The organism is Gemmatimonadota bacterium, assembly GCA_009838845.1.
Lineage (GTDB): Bacteria > Latescibacterota > UBA2968 > UBA2968 > UBA2968 > VXRD01.
Genome location: VXRD01000147.1, coordinates 1 through 25,688, shown reverse-complemented (window position 1 = coordinate 25,688; position 25,688 = coordinate 1). Strand labels below are relative to the sequence as shown.

Annotated in this window: 21 protein-coding genes and 2 tRNA genes; 14 read left to right on the top strand and 9 right to left on the bottom strand. The window is 51.1% G+C overall.

Features of this window, described 5'->3' with window-relative positions; genetic code table 11:
• The first annotated feature begins 12 nt into the window (after window positions 1-12).
• From F4Y39_20700 to obgE, 4 genes are read left to right on the top strand one after another with little or no spacing between them, the layout of a single operon-like run.
• Window positions 13-465, top strand: coding sequence for a helix-hairpin-helix domain-containing protein (locus F4Y39_20700; protein ID MYC16151.1), 453 nt, complete (start codon window positions 13-15; stop codon window positions 463-465).
• On the top strand, window positions 462-1,316 hold the full coding sequence (locus F4Y39_20695) for a hypothetical protein (GenBank protein MYC16150.1): 855 nt from the start codon (window positions 462-464) through the stop codon (window positions 1,314-1,316). Before F4Y39_20700 ends, F4Y39_20695 begins: the two co-directional genes overlap by 4 nt.
• A 3-nt stretch (window positions 1,317-1,319) precedes the next feature.
• A complete protein-coding gene (locus F4Y39_20690; GenBank protein ID MYC16149.1) occupies window positions 1,320-2,078 on the top strand; it encodes an NYN domain-containing protein in 759 nt (252 codons plus the stop codon).
• 11 nt (window positions 2,079-2,089) lie between these two features.
• Window positions 2,090-3,070, top strand: a complete 981-nt coding sequence (gene obgE, locus F4Y39_20685) for a GTPase ObgE (protein MYC16148.1) — start codon at window positions 2,090-2,092, stop codon at window positions 3,068-3,070.
• Between the two features lie 59 nt (window positions 3,071-3,129).
• Here obgE and F4Y39_20680 read toward each other — a convergent pair.
• The 4 genes from F4Y39_20680 to F4Y39_20665 all read right to left on the bottom strand — a co-directional run bounded on the left by F4Y39_20680 (window position 3,130) and on the right by F4Y39_20665 (window position 4,543).
• Window positions 3,130-3,206 (bottom strand) — tRNA-Arg (locus F4Y39_20680).
• 248 nt (window positions 3,207-3,454) lie between these two features.
• Complete coding sequence (locus tag F4Y39_20675) at window positions 3,455-3,751, bottom strand: integration host factor subunit beta (protein ID MYC16147.1); 297 nt, start codon at window positions 3,749-3,751, stop codon at window positions 3,455-3,457.
• A gap of 124 nt (window positions 3,752-3,875) precedes the next feature.
• A complete protein-coding gene (locus F4Y39_20670; GenBank protein MYC16146.1) occupies window positions 3,876-4,196 on the bottom strand; it encodes a cysteine methyltransferase in 321 nt (106 codons plus the stop codon).
• Window positions 4,193-4,543, bottom strand: a complete 351-nt coding sequence (locus F4Y39_20665; GenBank protein MYC16145.1) for a cytochrome c — start codon at window positions 4,541-4,543, stop codon at window positions 4,193-4,195. Before F4Y39_20665 ends, F4Y39_20670 begins: the two co-directional genes overlap by 4 nt.
• A 70-nt stretch (window positions 4,544-4,613) precedes the next feature.
• Between F4Y39_20665 and F4Y39_20660 the strand changes: the two genes are divergently transcribed.
• Window positions 4,614-5,870: a thiolase family protein gene (locus F4Y39_20660; GenBank protein ID MYC16144.1), complete on the top strand. Its 1,257-nt coding sequence runs from the start codon at window positions 4,614-4,616 to the stop codon at window positions 5,868-5,870.
• Window positions 5,871-5,883: 13 nt separating this feature from the next.
• Here the strand turns inward: F4Y39_20660 and F4Y39_20655 are convergent, their stop codons facing one another.
• Complete coding sequence (locus tag F4Y39_20655) at window positions 5,884-8,349, bottom strand: carbohydrate binding family 9 domain-containing protein (GenBank protein ID MYC16143.1); 2,466 nt, start codon at window positions 8,347-8,349, stop codon at window positions 5,884-5,886.
• Window positions 8,350-8,371: 22 nt separating this feature from the next.
• Entirely contained in the window at window positions 8,372-9,406 is a 1,035-nt protein-coding gene (locus F4Y39_20650) for a zinc-binding alcohol dehydrogenase (protein MYC16142.1), read from the bottom strand.
• 183 nt (window positions 9,407-9,589) lie between these two features.
• On the opposite strand from F4Y39_20650, the gene F4Y39_20645 reads away from it, so the two are divergent.
• Complete coding sequence (locus tag F4Y39_20645; GenBank protein ID MYC16141.1) at window positions 9,590-10,801, top strand: aminotransferase class III-fold pyridoxal phosphate-dependent enzyme; 1,212 nt, start codon at window positions 9,590-9,592, stop codon at window positions 10,799-10,801.
• A gap of 41 nt (window positions 10,802-10,842) precedes the next feature.
• On the opposite strand, the gene F4Y39_20640 is transcribed toward F4Y39_20645, so the two are convergent.
• On the bottom strand, window positions 10,843-12,093 hold the full coding sequence (locus tag F4Y39_20640) for an LLM class flavin-dependent oxidoreductase (protein ID MYC16140.1): 1,251 nt from the start codon (window positions 12,091-12,093) through the stop codon (window positions 10,843-10,845).
• Between the two features lie 69 nt (window positions 12,094-12,162).
• Between F4Y39_20640 and F4Y39_20635 the strand changes: the two genes are divergently transcribed.
• Window positions 12,163-13,395, top strand: coding sequence for an amidohydrolase family protein (locus F4Y39_20635; protein ID MYC16139.1), 1,233 nt, complete (start codon window positions 12,163-12,165; stop codon window positions 13,393-13,395).
• Entirely contained in the window at window positions 13,376-14,239 is an 864-nt protein-coding gene (locus tag F4Y39_20630) for an NAD(P)-dependent oxidoreductase (GenBank protein ID MYC16138.1), read from the top strand. Before F4Y39_20635 ends, F4Y39_20630 begins: the two co-directional genes overlap by 20 nt.
• 2 nt (window positions 14,240-14,241) lie before the next feature.
• Here F4Y39_20630 and F4Y39_20625 read toward each other — a convergent pair whose 3' ends face one another.
• On the bottom strand, window positions 14,242-15,066 hold the full coding sequence (locus tag F4Y39_20625) for a sugar phosphate isomerase/epimerase (GenBank protein MYC16137.1): 825 nt from the start codon (window positions 15,064-15,066) through the stop codon (window positions 14,242-14,244).
• A 191-nt stretch (window positions 15,067-15,257) separates the two neighbouring features.
• Between F4Y39_20625 and F4Y39_20620 the strand changes: the two genes are divergently transcribed.
• From F4Y39_20620 to F4Y39_20605, 4 genes are all read left to right on the top strand, one after another.
• Entirely contained in the window at window positions 15,258-16,037 is a 780-nt protein-coding gene (locus tag F4Y39_20620) for an ABC transporter ATP-binding protein (GenBank protein ID MYC16136.1), read from the top strand.
• A gap of 314 nt (window positions 16,038-16,351) precedes the next feature.
• Window positions 16,352-18,859, top strand: a complete 2,508-nt coding sequence (locus tag F4Y39_20615) for a hypothetical protein (protein MYC16135.1) — start codon at window positions 16,352-16,354, stop codon at window positions 18,857-18,859.
• Between the two features lie 353 nt (window positions 18,860-19,212).
• Window positions 19,213-19,965: an efflux RND transporter periplasmic adaptor subunit gene (locus F4Y39_20610; protein MYC16134.1), complete on the top strand. Its 753-nt coding sequence runs from the start codon at window positions 19,213-19,215 to the stop codon at window positions 19,963-19,965.
• A gap of 5 nt (window positions 19,966-19,970) precedes the next feature.
• Window positions 19,971-20,837: a formylglycine-generating enzyme family protein gene (locus F4Y39_20605; GenBank protein MYC16133.1), complete on the top strand. Its 867-nt coding sequence runs from the start codon at window positions 19,971-19,973 to the stop codon at window positions 20,835-20,837.
• A 111-nt stretch (window positions 20,838-20,948) separates the two neighbouring features.
• Here the strand turns inward: F4Y39_20605 and F4Y39_20600 are convergent.
• Window positions 20,949-21,024, bottom strand: a tRNA-Phe gene (locus F4Y39_20600).
• A gap of 214 nt (window positions 21,025-21,238) precedes the next feature.
• On the opposite strand from F4Y39_20600, the gene F4Y39_20595 reads away from it, so the two are divergent.
• Window positions 21,239-23,230: a hypothetical protein gene (locus F4Y39_20595; GenBank protein ID MYC16132.1), complete on the top strand. Its 1,992-nt coding sequence runs from the start codon at window positions 21,239-21,241 to the stop codon at window positions 23,228-23,230.
• A partial coding sequence (locus F4Y39_20590; GenBank protein MYC16131.1) for a hypothetical protein occupies window positions 23,223-25,688 on the top strand: 2,466 nt, incomplete at its 3' end. The genes F4Y39_20595 and F4Y39_20590, both read left to right, overlap by 8 nt.

Genomic DNA, 25,688 nt, shown 5'->3' with positions numbered 1-25,688 from the left:
TTGGACTTTTCCATGTTCACTTTTAACCGCAACGAACAAATTATTCTGTTGATGCTTTGCGGCGTTCTTATTGTGGGGATTGTTATCCGTTATCTCGACAGTAAAGATCCGGATCGCATTCCCGATTTTGAGGTGCGAAAAAATGCTGTGGAAGTTCCACCGCGAGAAGAAGTAGAAGTTCACCAATACCTGTCGCCAGCCAAAGCCGACGGAAAAGAGGACGCCTCTGAAAAAAAAGAAAAAGTAGAAATTTCTCCGGCGGGGGAATTAATCGATATCAACTCGGCAACGGCAAAAGAGTTTGAGCGTCTGCCCCGTATTGGGCCTCAACTTGCGGGACGCATTGTGGCTTATCGCGAAGAGAATGGGGCATTTAAGCGCATTGACGATATTACAAAGGTCAAGGGTATTGGTTCCAAAACCCTAGATCGCTTGCGGCCACACCTTACGATGAGTACGCCATGAGTACAGCGACGGGCATTCATATTTCGGGCAACACCTTGCGCGTGGTCCATCTTGAAAAATTGGATAATGCATATTATCTCAGGGGTCTTATTAACCAGCGCGTATCGGAGGCTTTTGATTTTGATCCCGAAAAAGAAGTGTCCAAATCCTTTGTTGAGGAATTGGGACAAGCACTTGAAAGCCTGCCAAAACCGATTGGCACGCTTTCTTTTTGTCTTTCGGGTGGCCTGTATCACATCCAAAAAATTCCTCTCGAAGTCGCGGGAGAAAAAGACCGCCGAGAGCAGATTTTTTGGGAAGCATCTCAGGCACTTATTTCTCCTGTTGACAATAGTGTGATCGACTTTATTGCGGTGGGCCGCGTGGCTTTTTGGACCGCAGTGCGCAACGGGGTGATTGACGCACACGAAACCCTGTGTTCTGCACTGGGCGAAACCCACCTGCATCTCTCCGTCGCTCCGCTGGCTCTATTTTGTGCTGGCCTACCCGCTCGCGTATGGGAGGCAGGTAGGAAAATGGCTATTCACAGCGATCCCGATGGGTCTTGTTACGTTGCCGTTGAAAATGGTATTTTAATCGGTGTTGAAACAACTGTTCCCAATTCTTCAAGTCTGCAACGCTGGTTCTCTCTCGCCAGTTCTTCACACCGCCCCTGCAAACGGGTTTATCTGTCGGGGGACATACCGGCCATTGATCCACCAGCCAGTCTCAGCCTTGAGGAATATCCCATATTTCTCGGTATAGATACTGCGCAGTTGCCAAAACGAGATCGCGAAGAACTCGGACAGGCGAGCAGATTTGCCCTTGCCCTTGGCGCAGGGTTACACAAACTAATATCGGAGACTCCATAACAAATGGCAGACTTTAAAGATCAGATTGTGGAAATACAAGAGGCAATAGCGCGCATTGAGCAAAAATTAGATCAGATTAACATAGCACAGGCTTCGATTCGAGACCTTCGAGAGATTAAGAATAGGGTCTATAAAGAAGCTATTAGCGGTGCTCGAGAGCGTCGGGAAATTTTTGCTACTCTCGATGCCATTCAGAAAAGTATCGCCGCTCTACAGGCCAATGCCAGAGCCCGGTTAGATCGGCGCACAGACATTCCCGCGCCGGAATTGCGGGTTGGGATATTTGTCGATGTACAGAATATCTTTTATGCCGCAAAACCGTTTAATGCGCGTCTCGATTTTGAAAAACTGCTGGAACTCAGTGTGGGTAAACGCCGCTTGATCCGCGCTATTGCCTATGTCGTGCAATCGCCAGATGTTGACCAGAGCAACTTTATCTCAATGCTTCAACAAAAGAGCTATGAAGTAAAAAGAAAAGATTTGCGGCAGCGCAGCGATGGATCGGCTAAAGGCGATTGGGACATGGGCATGGCCATTGATATCATGAGATTTGTCGATAAACTCGATGTCGTGGTTCTCGTGAGTGGTGACGGTGATTTTGTACCTCTGGTCGATCTCGTTAAAACTCTGGGACCGCGCGTTGAGGTCATTTCCTTTACCTACAATACGGCGAGGGACCTCATCAACAGCGCAGATGAGCACATCCCCATTGAAGAGGCTCTGCTTTTGAGAAATAGCGCACAGGCAGAGTCCGCAACATAGCGAATTTTCCCATGTTCGTTGATCTAACCAGAATTTATGCCCGTTCGGGCAACGGCGGCAATGGATGCAAAAGTTTTCGCCGAGAAAAGCATGTGCCGCGAGGGGGGCCAGATGGCGGCGATGGTGGCAAGGGGGGAGATGTCGTTTTTATTGCAGACCCGCGCCTTTCCACGCTGCTCGATTATCGGTATCAACAACACCTGAGCGCAGGGCATGGAGAACATGGGTCGGGGCAAAAGAAAGCGGGCAGGCGGGGCGATGATGCTGAAATTCCCGTACCGGTTGGCACGCTTATCAAGGATACAGAAACGGGTGAAATTCTCGCGGATTTGACTGAATCAGATCAGCGCGTTGTTTTGCTTGAGGGCGGTCGCGGGGGCCGTGGCAATGCGCGTTTTGCCACGCCGACAAACAGAGCGCCAGAGTATGTCCAGCCCGGAGAATCGGGACGAGAACGCCATCTGGAGCTCGAGCTCAAACTCATCGCCGATGTCGGTCTGGTCGGCCATCCAAATGCGGGTAAATCGACTCTTCTATCAAGAGTATCTGCGGCGCGACCCAAAATCGCAGATTACCCCTTTACGACCCTGCAACCCAATCTGGGCATTGTCAAATGCGGCGATTACGATAGCTTTGTTATGGCAGACATTCCCGGCCTGATTGAAGGGGCGCATCGCGGCAAAGGGCTTGGGTTTCAGTTTTTGCGCCATATTGAACGCACACGCGTTCTCCTTTTTATGGTCGATGTCACCAGCCTCAATCCCGAATACGACCTGTCAGTTTTGAGAGAAGAACTCGATCGTTTCAGTCCCAAATTGCGCGAGAAACCCGCGATGCTCATTGCCACTAAGCTGGATTTGTTGCCACCCGAACACCGCAGGGCGCCATTTTTTCAGGGACAAACAAATATGGGAATTTCCTCTGTCACAGGTCAGGGTCTGGACGCGCTGATTCAGGAGTTACGGGATCTGATAAGACAAATAGACGCATAAGCGAAGTGAGACGCAAAAAATGGGGCGAGAGTTACAAACGACTCTCGCCCTATTGGTTGTGGTGCGACATACAGGATTCGAACCTGTGACCTCTGGTTCCGGAGACCAGTGCTCTATCCAACTGAGCTAATGCCGCAGAGGGCAGACTATGGATAGGCCCCTGCCTTTATGGTCTATACCAGCGTGTATCACAGCCGTTTGTGGCTGAAAACGTCGGCATATCCAGGTCCAGAGGGGCTAAATCCATAACATCAGTATAGTAGGTCGCCTTTAGATTCTCTTTTTATGTCGGTCTCTTCGGCGCCTTTTTTTTCGCTTATGCGTTGCGATTTTTGCGCGTTTGCGCTTTTTTCCGCTGGGCAAGAGCTACCTCCTGTGGGTGCATTAGCCGGATGGAAGAACAGAAGCCTCAGAAATAGAATTACGCAGTTCGCGTGAGGGCTTGAACACGGGCATTGCGCGCGAGGGAATTTTGACAACCTCGCCCGTTTTGGGATTGCGACCTGTGCGCGGTGCGCGATGAACAACCTTAAACGTGCCAAAACCGCGAATTTCGATGTGTTCACCCTGCTGCATTGCCGCGATGAGCGAGGTGAGAAAGCCCTCTACAACGACAGAAGTATCTGTTTTGGTCAATCCCGTAGCTCCGGCAATCTGATTGACAATATCAGCTTTGGTCACTGCATCCCCTTTCTCATTATTTACAGACGTATTTCTCCCCTAAGCGCGTGAATGATAAAAAAACCGGGTACCCTTGTCAATACACAAATTTGCATGCTCTTGCTGGTGATATTGTATTCAGGCCTTAAAAATCTGCCTCCCACCTGTAAATTTCGAGATCGACGCGGCCATTGACAAATACAATGCCTTCTCGTTCAAGGCGGGCTTCCTGGTTGTGATGTGCCATGTGATTCCCGCTGCGAATGGACACCATTCCCCGCGCGTTGATGACCCGATGCCAGGGACAGGATGTGTGAGGAGGCAATTCCGATAGCGCCCTGCCCACTTCGCGCGGTCCACACCCAACCCGTTCGGCAATCTGTCCATAAGTTGCCACAGTACCTTCGGGGATTTTGGCAACTTCTCTGTATATCCGCTCGTATTTTTTATCGATCTGATTTCTCATGGATACCTTTTAAGGAGATATTGGACGAGTATTTTTCGCCGTGCGGGCGCGATTTCAAGTCTGGGCATTGGCGTTGGGTATTTTTTTTGATACGCCAGCAATCGAGCATTATCTTTTGCGTACGCAGGGGGATCACTCAGAAATTCTTCCAGTGATTCGGGTGTCCATTTGCTCTGTAAGCCCTCTAATTGTGGTCCTTGAGAACCGCCAGAGCCGTTGATTTCATGGCATCTTGTACAGCCCGATTCGATAAATACGGTTTTGCCATCGGGGGGTGCAGAACAGGCCATCAGGAGGATTAATGCACATAAAATACTACACAGGGCAATGGCGATTAGATGTTTCACTTCTTACCTCTTATTTCTTGCATTATTTTCAGGTCTGGACGTATCTTGATAGTAAAATGGAGGTATGACCATGAAACACATTTATATTACCGGGAGCAAGCGCACAGCTATTGGTGGATTTATGGGCGGCTTTGCCGAGGTGTCTGCTCCTGAATTGGGCAGTGTGGTCGCGGCAGCTTCGATAGCGCAGACGGGCATAATCGGCGATGATGTCGATGAAGTGATTTTTGGCAATGTGCTCAGTGCGGGGCTGGGTCAAAATGTCGCGCGTCAGGTTGCTATTGGCGCGGGTCTCGATACGTCGGTGGGGGCGACAACGATTAACAAAGTTTGTGGTTCGGGCCTCAAATCCATCATGCTCGCTGCGCAGGCCATCCAGTGTGGCGATGCCGACCTGATTCTCGCAGGAGGCACGGAAAACATGAGCCGCGCGCCCTATCTTCTCGAAAAAGCGCGAACGGGGTACAGACTGGGGACTGGCGAACTCGTTGACTCAATGATCCGCGATGGCTTATGGGATGTGTACAATGATCTGCACATGGGGACCTGTGGTGACCGATGTGCTGAACGCTACGATTTTTCGCGCGAAGATCAGGATGATTTTGCCATCAGTAGCTATAACAGAGCACTTAGCGCCGATAGTGAAGGTCGATTCCGCAGCGAGATTGTACCCGTAAAAGCACCTTCTGGCAAGACAATTACAACGATAGACAGGGATGAAGAACCCCTGAGATTTGACGAGGACAAACTCCGCCAACTGCGCCCTGCGTTTTCAAAAGACGGCACTGTGACGCCTGGCAATGCGTCGAGTATCAACGATGGCGCGGCGTCTGTTATTGTCCTTTCTGACGAAAAAGCAGAAGATTGCGGTATTGCTCCCGAAGTTGAGATTTTGGGTTATGCCACACATGCACAGGAGCCGGAGTGGTTCACACTCGCGCCTATCGGTGCCATATCCAAACTTTTGTCCAAACTCTCCCTTGCGGTCTCGGATGTCGATCTGTTTGAAATCAACGAAGCCTTTTCCGGCGTTCCAATGGCGGCGGCCCAAGATCTGGGCATTCCGGGGGAAAAACTCAATGTCAATGGCGGTGCTGTCGCGCTGGGGCATCCCATTGGGGCGAGCGGCACGCGCATTCTCGTAACTCTTATTCATGCCCTGAAACGCGCCGACAAGCGCATTGGCATTGCCTCACTCTGCATTGGCGGAGGCGAAGCCGTCGCGCTGGCTGTTAGACGGATAGACGAGAAAAGCGCGAATAGACGAATAGACGAATCCCGCCCAACCACCCCAAATCACTACGAGCTTCGATTCGCAGATTCGTAGATTCGCAGATTCGTCACAGACCCAGGAGATAGGAGAGCTTGAGGAGCACTGAGCGGTTTCGTCGGGTTAAAGTCGGATCGGTGCCATAAGCGCTGTCGAAGACGAGAAAGATGTCGCTGCCGGGGCGATATCGGTAGTTGAGGAGAAAGTTCGCGCTGGCGAACTCTTTGTCGTTGTTCCACTGGACAAAGAGTTTGACAAAAAAGTCTGTGGAAAAGGAGTACTGCAGGCGATTGCTGAGTGTGTGGATGTTAAAATTACCCTGGGGAAGTCGGACCCAGTCGCCCTGATATTCCACTTCATAAGACAGTTGGCCAGAGGGGCGGAAAGAACTTTCCGAGCGTATGGTATAGCGTCTTCCAGTGTAGTATGTGCCGGCTTCAAAGTTGATGCCGGGGCGCAGTTTTCGGGATCGGCTGGGACGCGGTCCCGTGGTAAATGATGTGAAGGTATAGGTTCCGGCGGGAATGATCACATCTTTGTTTCGCGCAGAGGGAGAGAATTCTTCATCGACCACGTCGCGCGTGCGTTTTAATTCGTTCCGCCAGTAGTCACCGGTATTAAAAATGGTAAATGCCGAGAGTTCGAGTGTCCAGTATTTCACATTGTTGTTGTGGTCTGTAAAGATTTGTGCTTCGGGACCGATTGACATGTAGCGAATATTGCCGAATTTCGGTCTGGGTCTGTAGCGCGCATACAGGTCATAGCGCCTGAAACCTTCCAATCCACTTCTGCGATTGATGAATCCCACGGCGGGCTCAAATTGGTCCTCGACATCGAGAAATTTGAGACGCGCCCAATACCTGGTGCCGCGATAATTCATAGATACAAATCGCGCATCGTCTGCATCTCCAATTTGTGAATCCCATGTTCGCGCTGCAAAAGCCTGGAAATTCAAGGTTGACGTTGGAGAATAGTTGAAATCAATGCCCCCCGCACGGTTGTAATGGTTCCATCCTTCGTGAGGATCATCGATTTGTTTGTTGACCATGATGAAACCAAAGTTTGACCGCGCAAAGATGTCGCGTCTTATGCTGAGGACCGAGTAGTTGGTGCGGTGTACCTGGATTGTGTCATCCTCGTCTTCAAACAATGCCGCGTCGGTCAGTACATTGAGGCCGCCAATACTGGTTCGCCCTTCTTTTCCGGCAATTTTTGAACCGACGATAATCGGGATTTTTTTCCCTTTTTCAAGGCCGATGCGTCTGGTGTAAAAAAGGAGGGTAGGCGGTCTGGTACCGCTGCCGGTTACGCGCGCCAGTTCGCCAAATTGGAAGAGGTTGGCGCCCTCGAGGAAGAACTCGCGTTTTTCGGGGAAGAAGAGGCGGAACTGCGTCAGGTTGGTTTGTTCCTGGTCGCCTTCGACCTGTGCGAAATCCGTGTTGTAGGATAAGTCGAGCGAGATGTTTGACGTGATGCCATAGCGCAGATCGAGACCCGTTTCAAATGTGCGGCTTTCAGAGGGATTGATTGCCTGATCGTCCATGGTTGTGCCCGGCAAAGCGTAGGGTTTGATATATATCGGACGTCTGGCGCGAATGTGTTGGAGGCCGTGAAGTTCGCCGATGTCCGCCGTGCGGTAACGCTCTGTGGATGAAGAATTCTGCTGGCCGACGACGAGCTGGGTCGCCAGATTTTTTCGGGCAATATAGCGCGCGAGATTGATGCCCCATGTGGCGTCGGCAGCTTGCTTAAACCGCAGTTGGCTGAACGGGATTTCGATTTCGACTGTCCATCGGTCGGGATAGTGTTTGGTACGGGCGACCCAATTGCAATCCCAATCGCGGTTATAGGTTCGCCCCTCGTTGGAGAGCATCAGATCGCTTTGCGCCCCAAGGGGATTGACAGAGAAAAAGAAGCCATTTTGCCGATCATTGTACGTGTCGAGCAGGATTTGAATATTGTCATCGCCGCGGATTTCAGAATCTCGTCGCATGTTGTTTGCGATAAATTGAGAGGAGTCCGGGACGAGGCATTCAAAGCCAAAGTAGATGCTTTTGTCCGTGTAGATAATCCGCACGATCGTTTGTTCGGGGCTCGGCATCCAGTAGTTTGGATCGCGCTGTACAAAACCCTTGATCGGCGTTGCCCGCGACCATACGGGGTCGTCCAGTACGCCATCTACATTTGGATTTTTGTCAACGCGGGTGGCGTAAACAGTCCGTCTGGCTTTTCGCGCCGATACGTCTGGTTGTGCGGTACTCAGCACCACTGCATCGCCGGTATTCACTGCTGTTCCGTTGGCCTCTACGACTCTTGCTATGACCAGTTCTGGCAATTCTTTGATGACTTCGAGTTTTGCGCCTGTGTCCTGTCCGTTCTGCACTGTGAGATTTGACCAGAGCGGAGCCAAACCGTTCATGCCCGTGACGTAAACGAGGTCTCCCGAAACTTGCTGCACTGTTCCCTCACTCGCCAGCAGGTTCGTGGTGGTCAACAGGATGGATAGACATATCGCTATGGTTTGAATTTTTTGCATGGGTAAAGTGGTGGATCACCCATTAAAGGGAATGATCAACACCGAGTTTAATCCCGGTTTCGGGATGTTCATTCATTTGCATATAGGCTTCGGCAACGCGGTTAAATGGCACGATGGGATCGATTAGGCCCTCGGCGTTTAGACGGCCTTCAACGAGCAGGTCGAAGGCTTCTTTATTTCCGCGCTTTTTGTCCCATCCGTAATCCAGCCAGGGTTCGCTGTCGGATCTCACGGATATAATGCGAATCCGGTTGCGGTGCCATTCGCCGGTCAAATGCAGGTTTTGCATGGGGGCATTGTAATAGGCTGTGGATACAACGGTGCCCTGATAGCGCGTTGAACGCAGCGCGTCGGTCATTGCGGCGGACGATCCACTGGTTTCCATGGATACATCGACGCCGAGTTTTGCGGTGGCTTGTTTAATGACCATGCCCACATCAGCTTCGCGCGGGTCCAGGACGATATCTGCACCGTAGGCTTCGGAAATCAGACATCGCTTTTCAATGGGATCAATTGCCGCAACCCAGCGCGCGCCAGCGATGCGGGCGAGTTGTACGGTCATCAATCCAATCGCTCCCAGACCAAAGACCGCGACGCGATCCCCAATGCGAATATTGGCATCTCTGACGCCGCCGAGGGCAACGCCCGCGGGGTCTGTAGCCATTAGAGCCTGCCACGAGATACCTTCAGGGGCTTTTTCTACGCGATCCGCCGAAAGTGTATGCGTCTCTCGAACGGGACCATGACCAAAAACTCGATCTCCTGCCCGAATATTTGAGACGTCTTGTCCCACGTCCGTCACTTCGGCGACATACATATTGCCCAACCGTTTGGGGAACGCGTCTTTCTGTTTTTGTCCGCGCAGGTGCATGCGCCATTCCCAGCTAAAAATATCGGACGCATCGAGTGTATTGGCCTGAAAACCCCGGAACTCCGTGCCGTGTTTTACTGCTGAAAACAAGCTTTTTGCGCGCACTTGATCGGGTTTTAAGGGTTCTTCGTCGTATTCCTGCAAGGTCGTATGCCCCGGTCGGTCTGCAATGAGTTCGCGTGGCATAAATTCTCCGGTTAGAATTGAGAAGTATGAAAGCTATCTCCCTATTGAAAATAGGATAAGACAAGAAAAGACGGGGGGCAAGTACAATAGGAGCACAGAAGCAGTCTATTTTGTGCTTGTGTCTGTGTGAGAAGTTCATTTGTTGAATAAGAGGTTCAAATTTACGCGCGAAGGAGGTCATAAATGTCAAAAAAAAATTATACCATTGCAAAGTCAAAGGCTCTTCTGAATCGCTATGGCGATGTTCTGGTTCGCGGGTACATTCCGCATAAGAATATTTTTGGCCAGGTCGATATGGACTATCCCGCATTTGTACAGCGCGCAGCGGGCGCGCGATTTTGGGATGTGGATGGCAATGAGTTTTTGGATTATGTAATGGGTTTCGGGCCGATTGTTCTGGGGTATGATGACCCTGCTGTGTGCCGTGCAATACACGAGCAGGTGGCGAATGGGACGGTGTACAGTCTGGCATATCCCAGGGAGTTGACGGTTGCGGAATTGCTCATTGAAGTGATTCCATGTGCTGAGATGGTGGGGTTTTTTATTGGAGGCAGTGCGGCGACTTCCAGCGCGGTGCGCCTGTCGCGGGTATATACGGGGCGCGATAGAGTGATTACGTGCGGGTATCACGGCTGGCACGATTGGGCTCGTCCCGGCGATGAGGGTGTTCCGAAAATCGTCAGTGAGCTGACCTGTGCGGTTCCCTACGGCGATTTAGACGCTCTGGAAGCGTGTTTGAAGAAGTATGACAATCAGGTGGCGTGTGTGGTGATGGAGACGGTTCAAGGAAACGGGCCACCGGATGGGTTTTTGCAAGGGTGTGTAGATCTGGCGCATGCACACGGCGCGGTCTGCGTGTTTGACGAGACAAAGGTGGGTTTTCGCGTGGCGATGGGCGGTGGGGGGGAATATTATGGGGTTGTACCCGATATTGCGACGTTTGGCAAAGCGTGTTGCAATGGGTATGCGGGAAGTTTTATTGCCGGGAAGCGCGAGATTCTGGGGGCAAAAGCGTGTCAGTCGGTGTGGATGACAGGTACCGCGCACGGGGATCCGCTCAGTTTGACGGCTATGGAGGTCGTGATAGGGGAACTGCAGAGGCGGAATGGCATTGCCTATCAATGGAAAATTGGAAGCCGATTGATCGAAGGTATCAACGCCGTTTGCGAAGCAGGAGGACTGAGTTATCATCTCATTGGCGTCGGGCCAATGCCGCGTCCAGTGATAGACGATTCTGACCGCGATCGCTGCATGGCGGTGTTGCGGGGATGTCTTGCGCGTGGGTATTATTTACATCCCTCGCATCCGATGTTTCTCTCCCTGGCACATACAGAGGCGGATATTGAAGATACAATAGAAGCTGTGCGCGAGGCGATTGGACGAATAGACGAATAGACGAACCCCGCCCTACCACCCAACTGCTATCGTTGATTCGTCTATTCGTTGATTCGTTTCCCCGCAACAGATTCCACAATTTCGAGGTCTTCTTGCTTTTCGTCGGGTGATTTTAAGAGTGGATAGGCTTCGAAGGGTGTGGATTTGGGTTTGTCTATCGGTGGAATTTTAGAGAGTGCTTTTTCGATGGCAGGGCCGAGGCGTTCTGCTTTTTGTGCGGCGTATATTTCGTGTCGCGCTTTGAAGTCTGGCAATACATTTTGTGCGAAACATTCGAGTGATTCGCATATATGATCGTGTCTGTTGTTGCCGGCTTGCTGCAGGAAGACGACCTGATCGACGCCGATTTCTTCCATTGCTTCGAGATGGGCGCGAATCTCGTCCGGGGTGCCAATGCAACCTGATCCCGAACCTTTTTTCCGTTCGGGTTTGTTTTGCTGGAAGTCTGCCCAGATGTCAAATTTGCCGGGGATGTGAGTCCCGTGTCGGTAGTAATGGGAGAGTGCATAGCCGAAAAATTGGAATCCTTCGAGGCCCTGTGCGCGCGCTTTTTCCCCGTTTTCGTGACACATAAATCCAGCGACCATGGCGATGGTGGGGTTGACGGCTTGTCCGAGAGGTTCGCATTCGTTTTCAAATGCGGTGTAGTATTCGTCAACCCAGTATTTGGCGTCTTCAGGTTCGATAAAGGCAAAGGTGAGCGCGCCAATGCCGTGTTTTCCCGCCCAGCGAATGCTTTCGCGGTTGGAACAGGCGACCCACAGCGGCGGGTGGGGTTTTTGCAGGGGTTTGGGCAAGACGTTGCGTTCGGGCATTGAGAAAAATTCGCCGTCATATCCGGGATACGGGTCTGATGCGAGCATTTTGGCGGTTTCCCGTACGGTTTCCGCCCACATTGCTTTTTTTTCTCCGGGTGGGACGTTGAATCCCTCGAGTTCTGCGCGAGAGGCCGATTCACCCGTGCCCCATTCGACGCGTCCGTCGCTGATCAGGTCGAGGGTTGCGATGCGTTCGGCAACGCGGGCCGGATGGTTGTAATTGGGGGGCATGAGTACAATGCCGTGTCCCAGGCGGATATTTTTTGATCGTTGGCTACAGGCCGCGAGGAAGACTTCGGGGGCTGAGGAGTGGGAGTATTCTTCCAAAAAGTGATGTTCAACTTCCCAAACATATTCAATGTCAATCCGATCGGCGACTTCGACTTGTTCGAGCGCGTCTTTGAAAAGCTGGTGTTCTTCGCCTTCTGCCCAGGGGCGGGGAATCTGGTGTTCGTAAAAGATGCCAAATTGCATGAATAGATCTCCGGTGATCAAAATGACGGTGTTTTGTTGTTCCACCTACATTATACAAACAAAATAAATATGTCAAAAGTGATTAAATCCAACTTGTTGATTGTTCATCCCGATTGTGCACCCGTTCCGCAGGGGATGGTTGTGGTGAATAAGGGGCGCGTGGTCGGTGTTGGGACGGAAGTAGATGTGCCTCCAAACGCCGAGGTGGTGGATTGTTCAGCATATACTGTGATGCCAGCGTTGATTGATTCTCATGTACATATTACGATTAACAATCGGTTCCAGTTGCCTTTGAGTGCGCATTTCGATCTGGATGCGACAACGGCTGTGTTGCGCGGTGCGATGAATTTGCGAAGTGATCTGAGTACAGGCGTTACGACCATGCGCACTCTGGGAGATCGGCCGGGTGTTGAGAAGGCTTTTCAGGGTGCGATTGATCGCGGCGAAGCCGTGGGGCCGAGGTTGAAGGTGTGTGTGCGGGCATTGAGACCAGGTCACGGGACTGCGCCTTTTTTGTGTTTTTCCGCGGATGGGGTAGAAGATCTGACGCTTAAGATCAGAGAGAATTTTTCTCAGGGTGCGGATTGGACCAAGTTGTTTATTACCAATGTGCGGCAGGGCGATTCTTATGAGGACTATATTCGAGGCGACCTGACAGATGTGGCTGCGTATTCGAGGCGGGAAATTGATGCAGCGATTGCTGTATCACACGATCTGGGACTTCCCGTGGCCGCACACGCGATTGGCGGACCGGCAATGCGCTGGGCGATGGAAGCTGGGATCGATAGTATTGAACACGCCAATTTGTTGACCGAAGAGGATGTGGCTTTGTTTGTGAAATCGGGCGCGTATTTGAGCGATCCAAATTTGCAACTGTTTTTCGACGATGAAGTGGGTTTTGCGTCTTTTGATACGTGGACGTGGGATTGGTGGCGCGAGCGGGTTGAACGCGCGCGCGAATCGACGGCAAAATATATTCCCGAAGCCGTGCGGGCGGGTGTGAAAGTGTGTTTGGGTACCGATAGTACGCATGCAACGCTCTGGCGCGAGGCAAAAGAACTCGTTGGGTTGGGGGTGTCAGAGGTGGATGCGTTAAAGGCGGTAACGACGAATACGGCTGAGATGTTGGGTATGGCGGATTGCGTTGGATATCTTGGCGTTGGGATGTTCGCAGATGTGATTGCACTGTCGGGCAATCCGCTTGAAGATATTGCATGCTTGCGACAGGTGAAGATGGTGATGAAAGAGGGGGAGGTTATAGCAGATGTTTTAGGCGGGGCGAGTGATATTTTTATTGATTAAACGAGGAGGGATTGTGGGCACAGTACTGATTACCGGAGCGAGTGGTTTTATCGGTCGGGCACTGTCGGTCTCGATGGCGGAAGATCACAGGGTGATTTGTATGAGTCGAAATAATCCAGAATTGGATTTGCGCTATGTGAACGGCGAGTTTGGCTCTTTTGAAGATTTGCAACAGCTCAATGATGAGTCGATTGATGTTGTGATTCACCTCGCGGCTGTGACCGGCGGTTGTTCGGAGCGCGACGCGCTGATTGTCAATGTGGAGGGCACGCGGTGTTTGATGCGCTATTTGATGGATCGCGGATGCCGCAAATTTGTGATGGCGAGTTCGATCGCAGCAGTCGGGATGCAGAATGAGGCTTTTCGTCCACAGACATTGCCGATTCCCGATGAACACCCATGTCTGGATCGCAATGGGTATGGTTTGTCGAAATTTTTGATGGAGGAGATCACAAAGTTCTATGCGCGGCAAAATGGCGATATCGATGTGATTAATTTGCGCCTGTCTTCGGTGCCGCACGCTGGATTGCCGCCTTTGCGCAATATTTCTCCGACGCGACAGTGGGGCTTGGGCTCCATGACCATTATGGATTTGCCAGATGCAGTTCGGGCATTCGCGCTGTCTGCGCTATCGCTGCACAAACCCGGGGTTCGCATTATGAATGCCGCGGGTCCAAAGGCGTGGGTTGCCGTACCCGTGGCGGAGATTTTTCGCGCTTGGTGGGGCGAAGAGGTGGATCTGTCGCATTTTGAACGGCCCGGGCATGAATACGATAGTGTTTACGATGTGAGTCGAATTAAAGAAGAATTGGGTTTTGTGGCAGAGCGGTTGCCGGAACATTGATTCTAATTTTCCAATCCTTCCAAAATACCCTTGAGGTATCCGATGCTGCGTGCGGCAATGGTTTGTGCATCGGGTGTGAAGTCAAAGACTTCTACGGATACATAACCATCGTAGTGGCGGTCTTTGAGGGCGCGGAGGATGGATGCAAATTTCAAGTCGCCAAATCCCGGACCGCGCAAATTGGGGTCGTTCACATGGACATGGCGCATGGCTTTGCCGGCTTCGGCGATTACATCCACATGGGATTTGTTTTCAGCGGCTGCGGCTTTGGTATCGACCATGGTCTGGAAGTTTGGGTGACCGACATCGGCAACCATTTTGAGGGCTTCAGAGATGGAGTTCAGGATATTGGTTTCTTTGCCCGTGAGGGCTTCGATGCAATAGGTGACGTTGTTTTGCACCATTTCTGCGGTGCAGTTCGAAAAGACATCGACGGCGTATTTCCAGCATTCTTCGCGGTCCCAGCCTTTTTGGATGTTGCGCTGTGCCGGTGAGCCGTGGATCATAACCTGTCCGCCCAAATCGCCACAGAAGTTGATCAATGCTTTGATATAATCCTCAGTTTTGGCGCGGATGGCTTTGTCCGGATGCGTGAGATAAAGCCCCGGTGGACTGGCGAGTAGCCAATGCAGGCCAACGATTTCGACGCCGGCTTTTTCTGCGGCTTTGCGAATGTCGCTGCGCTGTTTGGCAGAAATTCTTGTGACGCTTTCCGCGAGTGTAAAAGGCGCGATTTCTACGCCGTCACAGCCAATTTCCGCTGCGTAGTTAAAGACGTCCTCGATTTTCCAATCTTCAAAAAATTCATTGCATACTGCGAGTTTCATGATGCGATCCTTTCGTATTGGTTCTGGTGATGCGACAGGTCTATAGCACAATGCGGTTTTAGAATATAGTAGAAGATACTTGTAGAATCACGTAGAATTTTATTGCGATTAAAATGGCTTGACATGCCCATGGGTTTTCGCTACCATACGTGAGTTCAATGGTGAACTTTATTGTTTCAGAGGAGAACACAATGGCTCAGGAATCGGCTGCTGAACAACAGGTTGATGCTGAAGATTATATTATCAAAGTTCAAGGGGTCTGGAAGACCTATCGGATGGGCGACCAGGAAGTGCATGCCCTGCAAGGCGTGAACCTCGATGTGATTCGCGGTGAGTATTTGTCCATTATGGGTCCTTCTGGCTCGGGAAAAACCACGATGTTTAACATGGTCGGGGCATTGGATACACCCACGAAGGGAACTGTATTGGTCAACGGTGCCAATATGGGCGATATGAGCCAGGGGCAAATTGCCTATTTGCGCTGCCACAGTGTGGGGTATATTTTTCAGTCGTTTAACCTGATTCCCGTGATGACGGCGCTTGAAAATGTGGCTTTGCCCATGGTGTTTTCGGGTATGTCGCGCAAAGATTACGAGGAAAAGGCCGCGCACAAATTGTCGCTGGTGGGCCTTTCTGATCGCTTGCATCACAAACCCTACGAATTGTCGGGCGGACAGCAGCAGCGCGTGGCAATTGCCAGGGCTATGGCCAATGACCCCGATTTGATTTTGGCTGATGAGCCGACGGGAAATCTCGATTTGAAGACCGGGCAGGAAATTATCGAGTTGTTGCTCAAGATGCAGGGCGAAAGCGGTGTGACCATTGTGACCAATACCCACGACCACAAGATGCTCGGGGTATCTGATCGCGTGGTCGATTTGCGCGATGGACAGGTTGAGCGGGTGAGACGCCGCGATGAGATCGAGATTCAGGAAGGGCGTATTGAAGGTTTTGATCCCACGGCTGAGTAAACAGCGTTAAGGCGTTTCTGGATTCACCTGAAGCAAAATAATTCCAATAACAGGGCAGGCCACACAAGGTCTGCCCTATTTAATTTGGTAATGTTACGTAGTTATAGACATAATCCTGCAATTGTCAGTCTCAATAGGGACACTATCCCACAATTGTCTATCTCAATAGGGACACCTCCATAGTTCTGTCAGGTTCGCCTCCAACAACGCCTGCATTATACGCCAAAATGCCATTGCAAGCCCCTGTTTTTTCGAGTAAATTGCAGATATTTGCAAATATAGAAACAAGCTGTCAGCGGCCAGGAGAACACACAATGCGATCAATTATCACCTGCACAATTCTATTTCTGTGGGCCTGTCCTTGCTCTGCCAGCGATCCGGTGCAAACGCTGACCTATTGCGACAATCTCTCCGGTTGGTCCAACAATGTCCAGTTATCCAGAGATGCCCAGGAGGGTCGGTTTGCCATCGTTGCTTCCCCACCAGCCGGTCAAACGGGATTCTTTACCTACAATTTTTTTAGCACGGGGCAGGATATCTCCCAAAGACACAGCTTGAGCTTCTGGTGGAAAGTAGAGGGCAATGGCCTGAGGGATCTCAAAATCAAGGTCCGCAACCACCCTCTGGGCGGCGGTAGGGAAGCCATATATACGATCTGGGAGGGACAAACACCGCCTCAGGGCTGGCAACTTGCCGTTGTCGAACTGGCAAAACCCCACGAGATCTGGGGCAGAGACCCCGATTACAACAGGCGATACATCACGTATAGAACAGAAACCAGTCAAAATTCAAACGCGCGCCTGTTCATCGATCATATTGCAACCGTCGATCAGACCTTTTCATGGCAAGTTGACGCGCCAGTACAGGAAATAAATTCCATTGACCATCTCGATTTCGATGACAATGGAGCCGTTGGTTTTAGTGATTTTATCCTCTTTGTTCAGAAATTTGGTGCAACGCAGACCGATGCGGGATATGATCCCATCTACGATCTCGATTCTGACGGACAAATCGGTTTTGGGGATTTCCTCACCTTCGCTGCTGGATTCGGATCTGGCGGCACGGAGTGGTACATACCCATCACACTTGAAAACGCCACCACACAACCATTAAACATTGTGGTGGGAACCGAAACGCAGATTTTATTGACACAGACGATTGAGGCGGGAATAACCCGGATCCGCGTGCCAATTCCTCGGGATATTATCGCCTCACGCGACCCCTCCATATATCCTATCCCAATTTGGGCGCAAGTTGCAGATTTTATCCAAACGCGGAGCAGTTCGGTATCTTATGTACCTCAGAACAGTAAACTGGTATATTCGGGACCTGACGGGCGACTGGCCTATGTACCAGATGAGAAGGGCAATATCATTCCAGACTTTTCACATTGTGGCTATATGGGTGGTGGTGTGGCTCTGCCAGATGTGCCAGTGGCGATGACGGTACAGCCACAGGCCGGGGGAGACGACACAGCGCGATTGCAAGCGGCAATTGACGACGTATCTGCGCGCGCACTGGACGCCAATGGATTTCGCGGGACCTTGTTACTCAAGCGCGGAAAATATCGGATTGGTGGGACCCTGTACATTCGGGCAAGTGGCGTCGTACTGCGCGGTGAAGGCGAAGGTGAAAACGGCACGGTATTGATTGCAACGGGAACAGAACAGCGCACATTGATCGAGTTTGAAGGCAGATCATTCTGGCAAGAGGTAGGGGGAACGCGACAGGCCATTGTAGATGATTATGTCCCCGTAGGCGCAAAAATATTTTCCATAGAAGATGCTTCGGGTTTTGCAGTTGGCGATAACATCCTCGTGCATCGCCCCAGTAAGGCTCAGTGGATTGCCGCAATAGGGATGGATCGCATTGAGATGTCACATCCCGACGTTCGGCAGTGGGAACCGGGCACTTATGACTTTCGCTTTGACCGCACCATAACTGCCATAGAAGGCAACCGGATAACAATCGACGCACCAATGGGCAATGCATTTGAACGCGAATACGGCGGCGGGTGGGTTCTCAAATACGAATATCCCGGGCGCATTGAACAGGTCGGCATCGAGAACTTGCGCGGCGTATCGGAGTTTGATGACAGCGAAAAAGATGAAAGTAGGGAGGATGAGTTTATCGATGAAGATCACGCCTGGAATTTTGTCGTATTTTCACGCGTGCAGAATGCGTGGGCGCGCAATATCACCTCGGTTCACTTTGGATATGCGTGTGTAACCATTGGCAACCTGGCAAAATGGATGACCGTGCAGGATAGCCAGTGTCTGGATCCCGTATCACAGATCACCGGGGGACGGCGATATTCATTTCCCATCCACGGGCAATTGTCTCTCGTGCAACGGTGTTATACCCGGCGAGGGCGTCACGATTATGTGCTACACGCCCGCGTACCGGGGCCAAATGTGTTTTTGGATTGCACGGCAGATATCGCGCATAATGATTCAGGCCCCCATCACCGGTGGTCTGTTTGCACCCTATTTGACAACGTAATCGTGAACGGCAATGCCATCAATGTTCAGGATCGGCAAGGTTCGGGCACTGGCCACGGTTGGGCGGGCGCACAAAAAGTATTGTGGAATTGCGAAGCAGAGAGCTTTATCGTGCAAAAACCCCCAACATCACAAAATTATGCCATTGGTTGCATCGGCGAGAAACGAGACGGCTGGTACAGGCGTGAAGATGGATATTGGGAATCACACGGGCGGAAGGTCTCTCCGCGCAGTTTGTACTTGAAACAACTCGAAGACCGCCTGGGTATAGAAGCTGTAAAAGCCGTGGCGACCAGAACACAGATCGGGAGGGAAAATTGAATGGCAAAACGCAAACAATGTCCGCAGGACCGATGATGACAGCCCGTTGTATGGTATGCTCCAAAAACCTTCCAAAATGCCCTGTGTTCTTCAGGGCATTTTTTGTGTAATCTTCCTTCGTAATCCCCCTATTTCATTCTAATCCCAACTGTTTCATTTGGAACACTTACTGTTTCATTTGAAACACCTAAGGTGTCATATGACACAGTTTTCCGCACATCCTTTTTTCGGCATTTTTTAACAACACGCTCTCCTGCAATCAGTTACGGGTTTTTTGTGAATTTTGGCACAGTTTTTGCCCTATATGAAGGGCACGAAGTTTCAATTCCAACCCCATACAGGAGGGTATTCCCATGGTTCACCAGTCACTTGCAACTATGATATACAACGCGATGTTTCTATGCGGTCTGTTCCTCATGCTCGTTGCCGCAAGGGTCAATGCAGAAGAACTGATATTGAGGGCACCTTTAGTACCTGTGCAATCGGCGACGGTCTATGCCGGGATGAACGCGCGGATGCAGCAGGTCAACTTTGAGGTGGGAGACCGGGTGGTAAAAGGGGATACCCTCATGGTATTATCCCGTCGGGATTTGCGCGTAAAGGAAGCCGCGGCTCGAATTGCACTGAAGAAGGCGCAGACCCTGAAAGCGCGATTGGAAGTGTTGCACGATAAGAATCTGGTCAGTGATCAGCAGCTCGAAAATGTCCGCTTCGATGCCGAGGTCGCACACTATAACTGGGTTGCCGCGCGTATGGAACTGGACAGAACCGCAATCATCGCGCCCCAGGACGGGATGGTGGTTGAGGTCAATGTAAAGGCAGGCGACTGGATACTGGCTTACACCGCGGTCGCGCGGGTCATTGACCCCGAGGATCTTCAGGTGCATCTGTTTGTGTCCGAGAAAAGGCTGAACGCGATCCGAATGAATATGCCGCTGTCTGCCGTGCCGACCGCTGGCGGAAAGCGCGCGCTGCCCGGGCGCGTTATCGGGATCAGTCCTGTTATTGATCCGGAAAATGGGACGTGCAAAGTAACAGGTCTTTTTTTGAATGCGGGAAAGCATGTCAGACCCGGTGCCCTGGTCAATGTGACTATAGGAAGGTGAAAAATATGTTTCTCATCCCTAAGAAGTTGTCTTATTTTCTATGTGATGCGCATTTAAATAATAATGACAGGAGAGATATCATGCGGGGAATCATCAGTAGCTTTTCCGTTCTATTTTTGTTGGGATTTTTCACGGTTGTATCCGCTCGGGTTTCACAGGAGGAAGGGGCTTCTTTTAAGTCGCCAGAGATGGTGGTGATTCCCGCGGGAAGTTTTAAGATGGGGTGCGTTTCAGGGAGAAGTTGCACCAATGCCGAGAGGCCGGTGCATGAGGTGACGATTGCGTCGTTTGCACTGTCGAAGTACGAGGTGACGTTTGAGGAATACGATGTCTTCACAGATGCGACGGGGCGCGAGCGAGCAGATGACAGGGGTTTTGGGCGAGGACGTCGTCCCGTGATCAATGTCACATGGGATGATGCGGTGGCGTACACAGCCTGGTTATCGGAACAGACGGGGAAGAACTATCGTTTGCCAAGTGAGGCAGAGTGGGAGTATGCGGCTCGCGCGGGAACAGCGACGAGGTATAGCTGGGGGAATAATCTCGGCCACAACCGCGCCAATTGCAATGGGTGCGGCAGTCAGTGGGATAATGAGATGTCAGCACCTGTGGGATCGTTCGAGGCCAACAGTTGGGGGCTTCACGACATGCACGGCAATGTTTGGGAATGGACTCTGGATCGGTATAATAATAGATATGTGGGGGCACCTAATGACGGGTCTGCGTGGGAGGTCGGCGATTCTACTGCGCGCGTAGTGCGCGGCGGTGCATGGTACCTGGAAGGCTATTTCCTTCGCTCGGCTGCTCGTGACCGGCACAGGACCTTTGCCGGGAGCCTTTATGTGGGGTTTCGGGTTGCTCAGAGTTTATAGCTTCAATTTTTTTACCAAAAACAAAAAGGGTGTGAACACTGTAAGTTCACACCCTTTTTTAATTGGAACTTGTACGAGAAAATCTACGTCTGTGTATGGTCAACTAAAAAATGGTGGCTCCCGGCGGAATCGAACCACCGACACAAGGATTTTCAGTCCTCTGCTCTACCAACTGAGCTAGGGAGCCATCATCTTTCCCGATAAGATTGGAAAATTTAACAAAACGGCTGATTGGTGTCAAGGTTCTTGCGTACGTTTTTTCGCAAACAGAAGCGATGTTGCGCTATATGCAGGTTTACAATTATAAACAGATAAACCATTTGACAAATGCAAGGGGCGGGGGTTAATTATTCCCGCACATTTTCTAAGGAATTTTACTTCATATCACAAAAATCGCGCCAATGGCTCTTGATACACAAAATATTCAGACGGAAGCAGATGATGCGAGTTCACAACCCGCGGTAACATTGCGCGCTGTGGGATTGGGGCTATTTCTGGTCGTCGCCCTCGATCTGCTGGCTATTTGTGTGCGCTACATCTTGCACGCTCCGTTGATGACGTATAGCCATATCCCAATGGCCATGCTGATCGTGCTGATGATCCTGATGATCGGACTCGCCATTGTTGCCAAAATGACCGGCTGGGCGCTCTCACCAGGCGAATGGCATGCGATTCTGGCGATGGGCCTCGTGGGCGCGGCACTGCCGTGTTTTGGTCTGACGGGATATTTGATCGGCTATATCACGGCGCCTTATTATTTTGCTACGGAAGAAAATGAGTGGGCTGAGCATTTGCATCCGCTTTTGCCCAACTGGCTCTTGCCAAGTCCCGAGGGCAATGCCGTTGCGTGGTTTTACGAAGGCTTGCCGAGCGGTGCTGCTATCCCCTGGGACGTTTGGGTATTGCCCCTGTTCTGGTGGACGACGGTTGTGGCGGCGGCTTTTTTGATGCTGGCGTGTGTCGCCACTATTTTGAGAAAACAATGGGTGCAAAACGAACGCCTGGTTTTTCCCGCGATGGCGCCGTTGATCGATATAGTTTCTAAACCGGGCGATGGCGAGGGATGGTTGCCCGAGTTTACGCGCAACCGCTTGTTCTGGATCGGATTTGCCATTGCGTTTGGCGTGCTGGCCTGGAATTGTATCAATTACTTTGTACCGGGCTTTCCGCGTTTTCCCATTTACCGATCGCGGTGGTACTGGATTGATTGGCAATGGCCGCCTATCAGGGGATATTTTGGCATTTTTACCATACTTTTTTCTTATTTTGCCAGCCTGGATGTTCTGTTTTCAATCTGGTTTTTTGATTTGTTGTTTATCTTTGAGGGTGGTCAGCTCAATAAGTGGGGCTATAGAGCCATCACCCCTTATTATCGCACGGGGGTGTATTACTGGCAGATTGCAGGGGCATTTATTGTTTTTGTGTGTTCGACGTTCTGGGTTGCGAGAAGACATTTGCGAGATGTGTTGATGAAGGCACTCGGGAGGGATCCCACGGTGGATGACTCCAATGAATTGATGTCTTATCGCGCCGCTTGTATCGGCCTGCTATGCAGCCTGGTATATCTGTTTGTCTGGCTGACGCAGATGAATTTCGATCCGCTGCAAGGATTTTTACTCCTTCTCGCCGTGATTTTTGTCTATACGGGTATGGCGAAGATCCTGGCCGATACTGGCATGCCATTTACCAATACACCCATAGGTGCCTGGAGTATGGTTGCACCGTTTTTTGGACGGCGCAATATCCCGCTTGCTACCCATGTCGCTTACCGCTATTCGGGTTTGATTACCGGGCATTTTAAGGGGTTGTTTTTGCCCGCGCTGGCCCATGCAGGGCGCGTCTCCGAGGGCGTTCCCGGCAATCAGCGGCGGCTGCTGATGGGGGCTATTGGGCTGGTGTTTATGGTCAGTTTGCTGTTTAATATGTTGTTCACCGTGTGGTTGGGTTACGATCAAGGGGCTTATAATTTCAACAGTTGGGAGATTACGCGGGCAGCCGAACGCCATTTCCAAGGTACAGTTAATGTAATTAAAAAACCCGACGAGCCACCGTTTTACGAGGAACATCCCGAACAAGCGGTATTTTTTGGCATTGGCGGTCTGCTGATGGCCGGGTTGATCTATATGCGCTATCGCTTTGCGTGGTGGCCGCTGCATCCCGTGGGGCTGGCGATTTCGGGTTCTTATCTGGTCCGGCGCACCAGTTTTACAACTTTTCTGGCGTGGTTGATTAAGTTTGTGATCATAAAAGTGGGGGGGCCAACGGTTTATCGCAAATCAAGGCCCCTGTTCATCGGTTTGCTCGTCGGATATATTCTCGGCGTGACTTTGTCAGTGGGTATTGACATCATCTGGTTCCCAGAACGCGGACATTGGGTACATCGCTATGGATAAATATTACAAGCTCATCGCATTGAGCCTCATTGGTTTGGGGATTTTTATCACCGCGCTCCTGATTGCCGGTCCCTATCGCGTAAATCCCCATATAGCTGCTTTGTTGGGATTGGAAATGCCCAGCGAGGTTCCTCCTGTACCCGTTCCGCGAGCAGAGGAAGTAGGGACACGGGTTTTAGATGCTGTGCGCGAAGATGGGATTCGCACGTTGATGGACCAGTTTACGCAACACGAATCGCGCGTGGTGGGTTATGAAGGGCATGAAAAAACCGCGGATTTTATCATTTCTGAGTTTCGGCGTTTTGGCATGGAAGACGTCGAAGCCGAGACCTATGACGTGGCCGTGCCTATAGACTATGGTGGAACCCTGACGGTAGAAGACACGGGAGAGGTTTTTTCCATTCACGGTTTATGGCCCAATCTGGTCAAGACGACCACTTTGCCCACGGGGGGCGTGCGAGGGCATCTCTTGTGGGGTGGCGATGGTGATGTATCGGAATTTAATGGGCGCAATGTAGAGGGTGCGGTGGTGTTGATGGAATTTAATTCGTGGAACAACTGGCTCAATGCTGCCATGCTCGGCGCGCAGCAGATAATATTTGTTGAACCCGATTCCACATTTACCGCGCAGTCAGAGACCAAATTTTTGCAGGTGCCCAATAGTGTAGAGCGTTTCTGGATCGACAAAAAGAGCGGCGAAAAACTAAAAGAATTGGTCGCGCAAAAGGATAAGGTTAATGTTACTTTGAAGGCGCGAATGGATTGGGAAAAGAAAGAGACGCGGAATATTTTGGGCTGGATTCGCGGAACCGATCCCGTATTGAGCGAAAAAATTGTGGTGATCAATACGTATTACGATGCGATGTCTGTGGTGCCCGCGCGTGCGCCGGGCGCAGAGATGGCGTGTGGGATTGTGGGCATGATGAAGTTGGTCGAATATTTTAGCAAGTACCCGCCCAAACACACGCTTTTGTTTCTCGCTTCTTCCGCACACCATCTCGGATTCAGAGGTATTTGCGATTTTTTGAGCAGGCATTCGCGGAAGGAAAAGCATTTTGCCGCATTGATGACCGAACCCCTCGAATTGCCGCTGTTGATTTCTCTGGATTTGACGAGCCAGACAGATGAAATCGGGGTTTGGAACAGTACGCGCAATTATTATTACAAGCGTTTCTTTACGCCATTTGGCAAGTCGTTTATACATTATTCAGAGGCGATAGCCGAGCGCTTTGACCTGGACCCGGCCGATGCCCTCATCGATGGGATCAATCCCAAAGGCGGCATGAACTGGGATATGTATATTCCGGGGAAAATCCTGAAAACAGATGGCGAGGTCGTTTTGGAAGCGGGTACACCGGCACTGTCGCTCATTACGGTCAACGATGCGCGTTTCAGAGTAGATACCCCACTGGATAAATCCGAACATGTAAATTTCAAAAATCTCACCGGGCAGATACGCCTGCTTGCCGGTGTGCTCGATCTCGGGTTAAATTCCGAGGATTTTTTGCCCGATTACAAGCTGGATCCCGACGATCGCATGCGCGGTTTACAGGGTTTTGTGCGCACATTTCCCCGACGAAGCATTATCCCTGATCGCCCCCGTCCCGGTGCCGTGGCTTCGCTGCGAATGGGCGTTGACAAATCGATCAAAGGCGTGCGCCGCATCTACTACGATATTGCCGACGAAAATGGCGAATTTTACATGCCGGGCATTGCCGAGCGCCGCGTGGATGTGAAGGCTTTTTATATGGATCCAGAAAGCGGCGAAATTACGTACGCGCCCAATCACGGTCGTCAGGCGCGCATATACCGGGGCGAGTTTAATATGGATTGGTGGATATCCAAGCGCACGCGGATTTTGTTCCCGTGTATTGCAACGGATTTTTACGATACAGTCGATCCCCGTTATTTATCCAAATTGTCGAGCATCAGCGTGCTCGGTCCCGGCAATACTGCGCCGCAGGAATACGGCTATGCCATTGGCTTTGGTCCAGAAGAACCAGTGGGAACCATTTTTACAACGCCGGGTGAACGGGTCAAAATTGTGATGCGGTTGGGGGGCAGGTCACTGGATATAGGCGTGCGCTATATGTTGCTGAATTCAAAAAGCGCGGAAAGCGTGGAAGTCGCGCGCGGCGATGGGTTTCAGACTTTGCAACACGGGTCGTTTATTCACTCTTCGTTCCAGGCCGCAAAAGATATGTGGACGCTGAATGAGGCGCGAATACGCGAATTGGCGAAATATTCGATTGAAAACCAGCGGATGACCAATTTGCACGAGCAGGCCAAAAAGCATCTGGATCTGGCCGAAGAGTCGATGCAAGACAAGAAATGGGATTTGTTTGTCAAACACACGCGTGCGGGCATGGGCCTCGAATCGCGCGCCTATCCAGACGTGAAAGCAACGCAAAACGATGTGATTCGAGGCGTGATTTTCTTTATGATACTGGTCATTCCG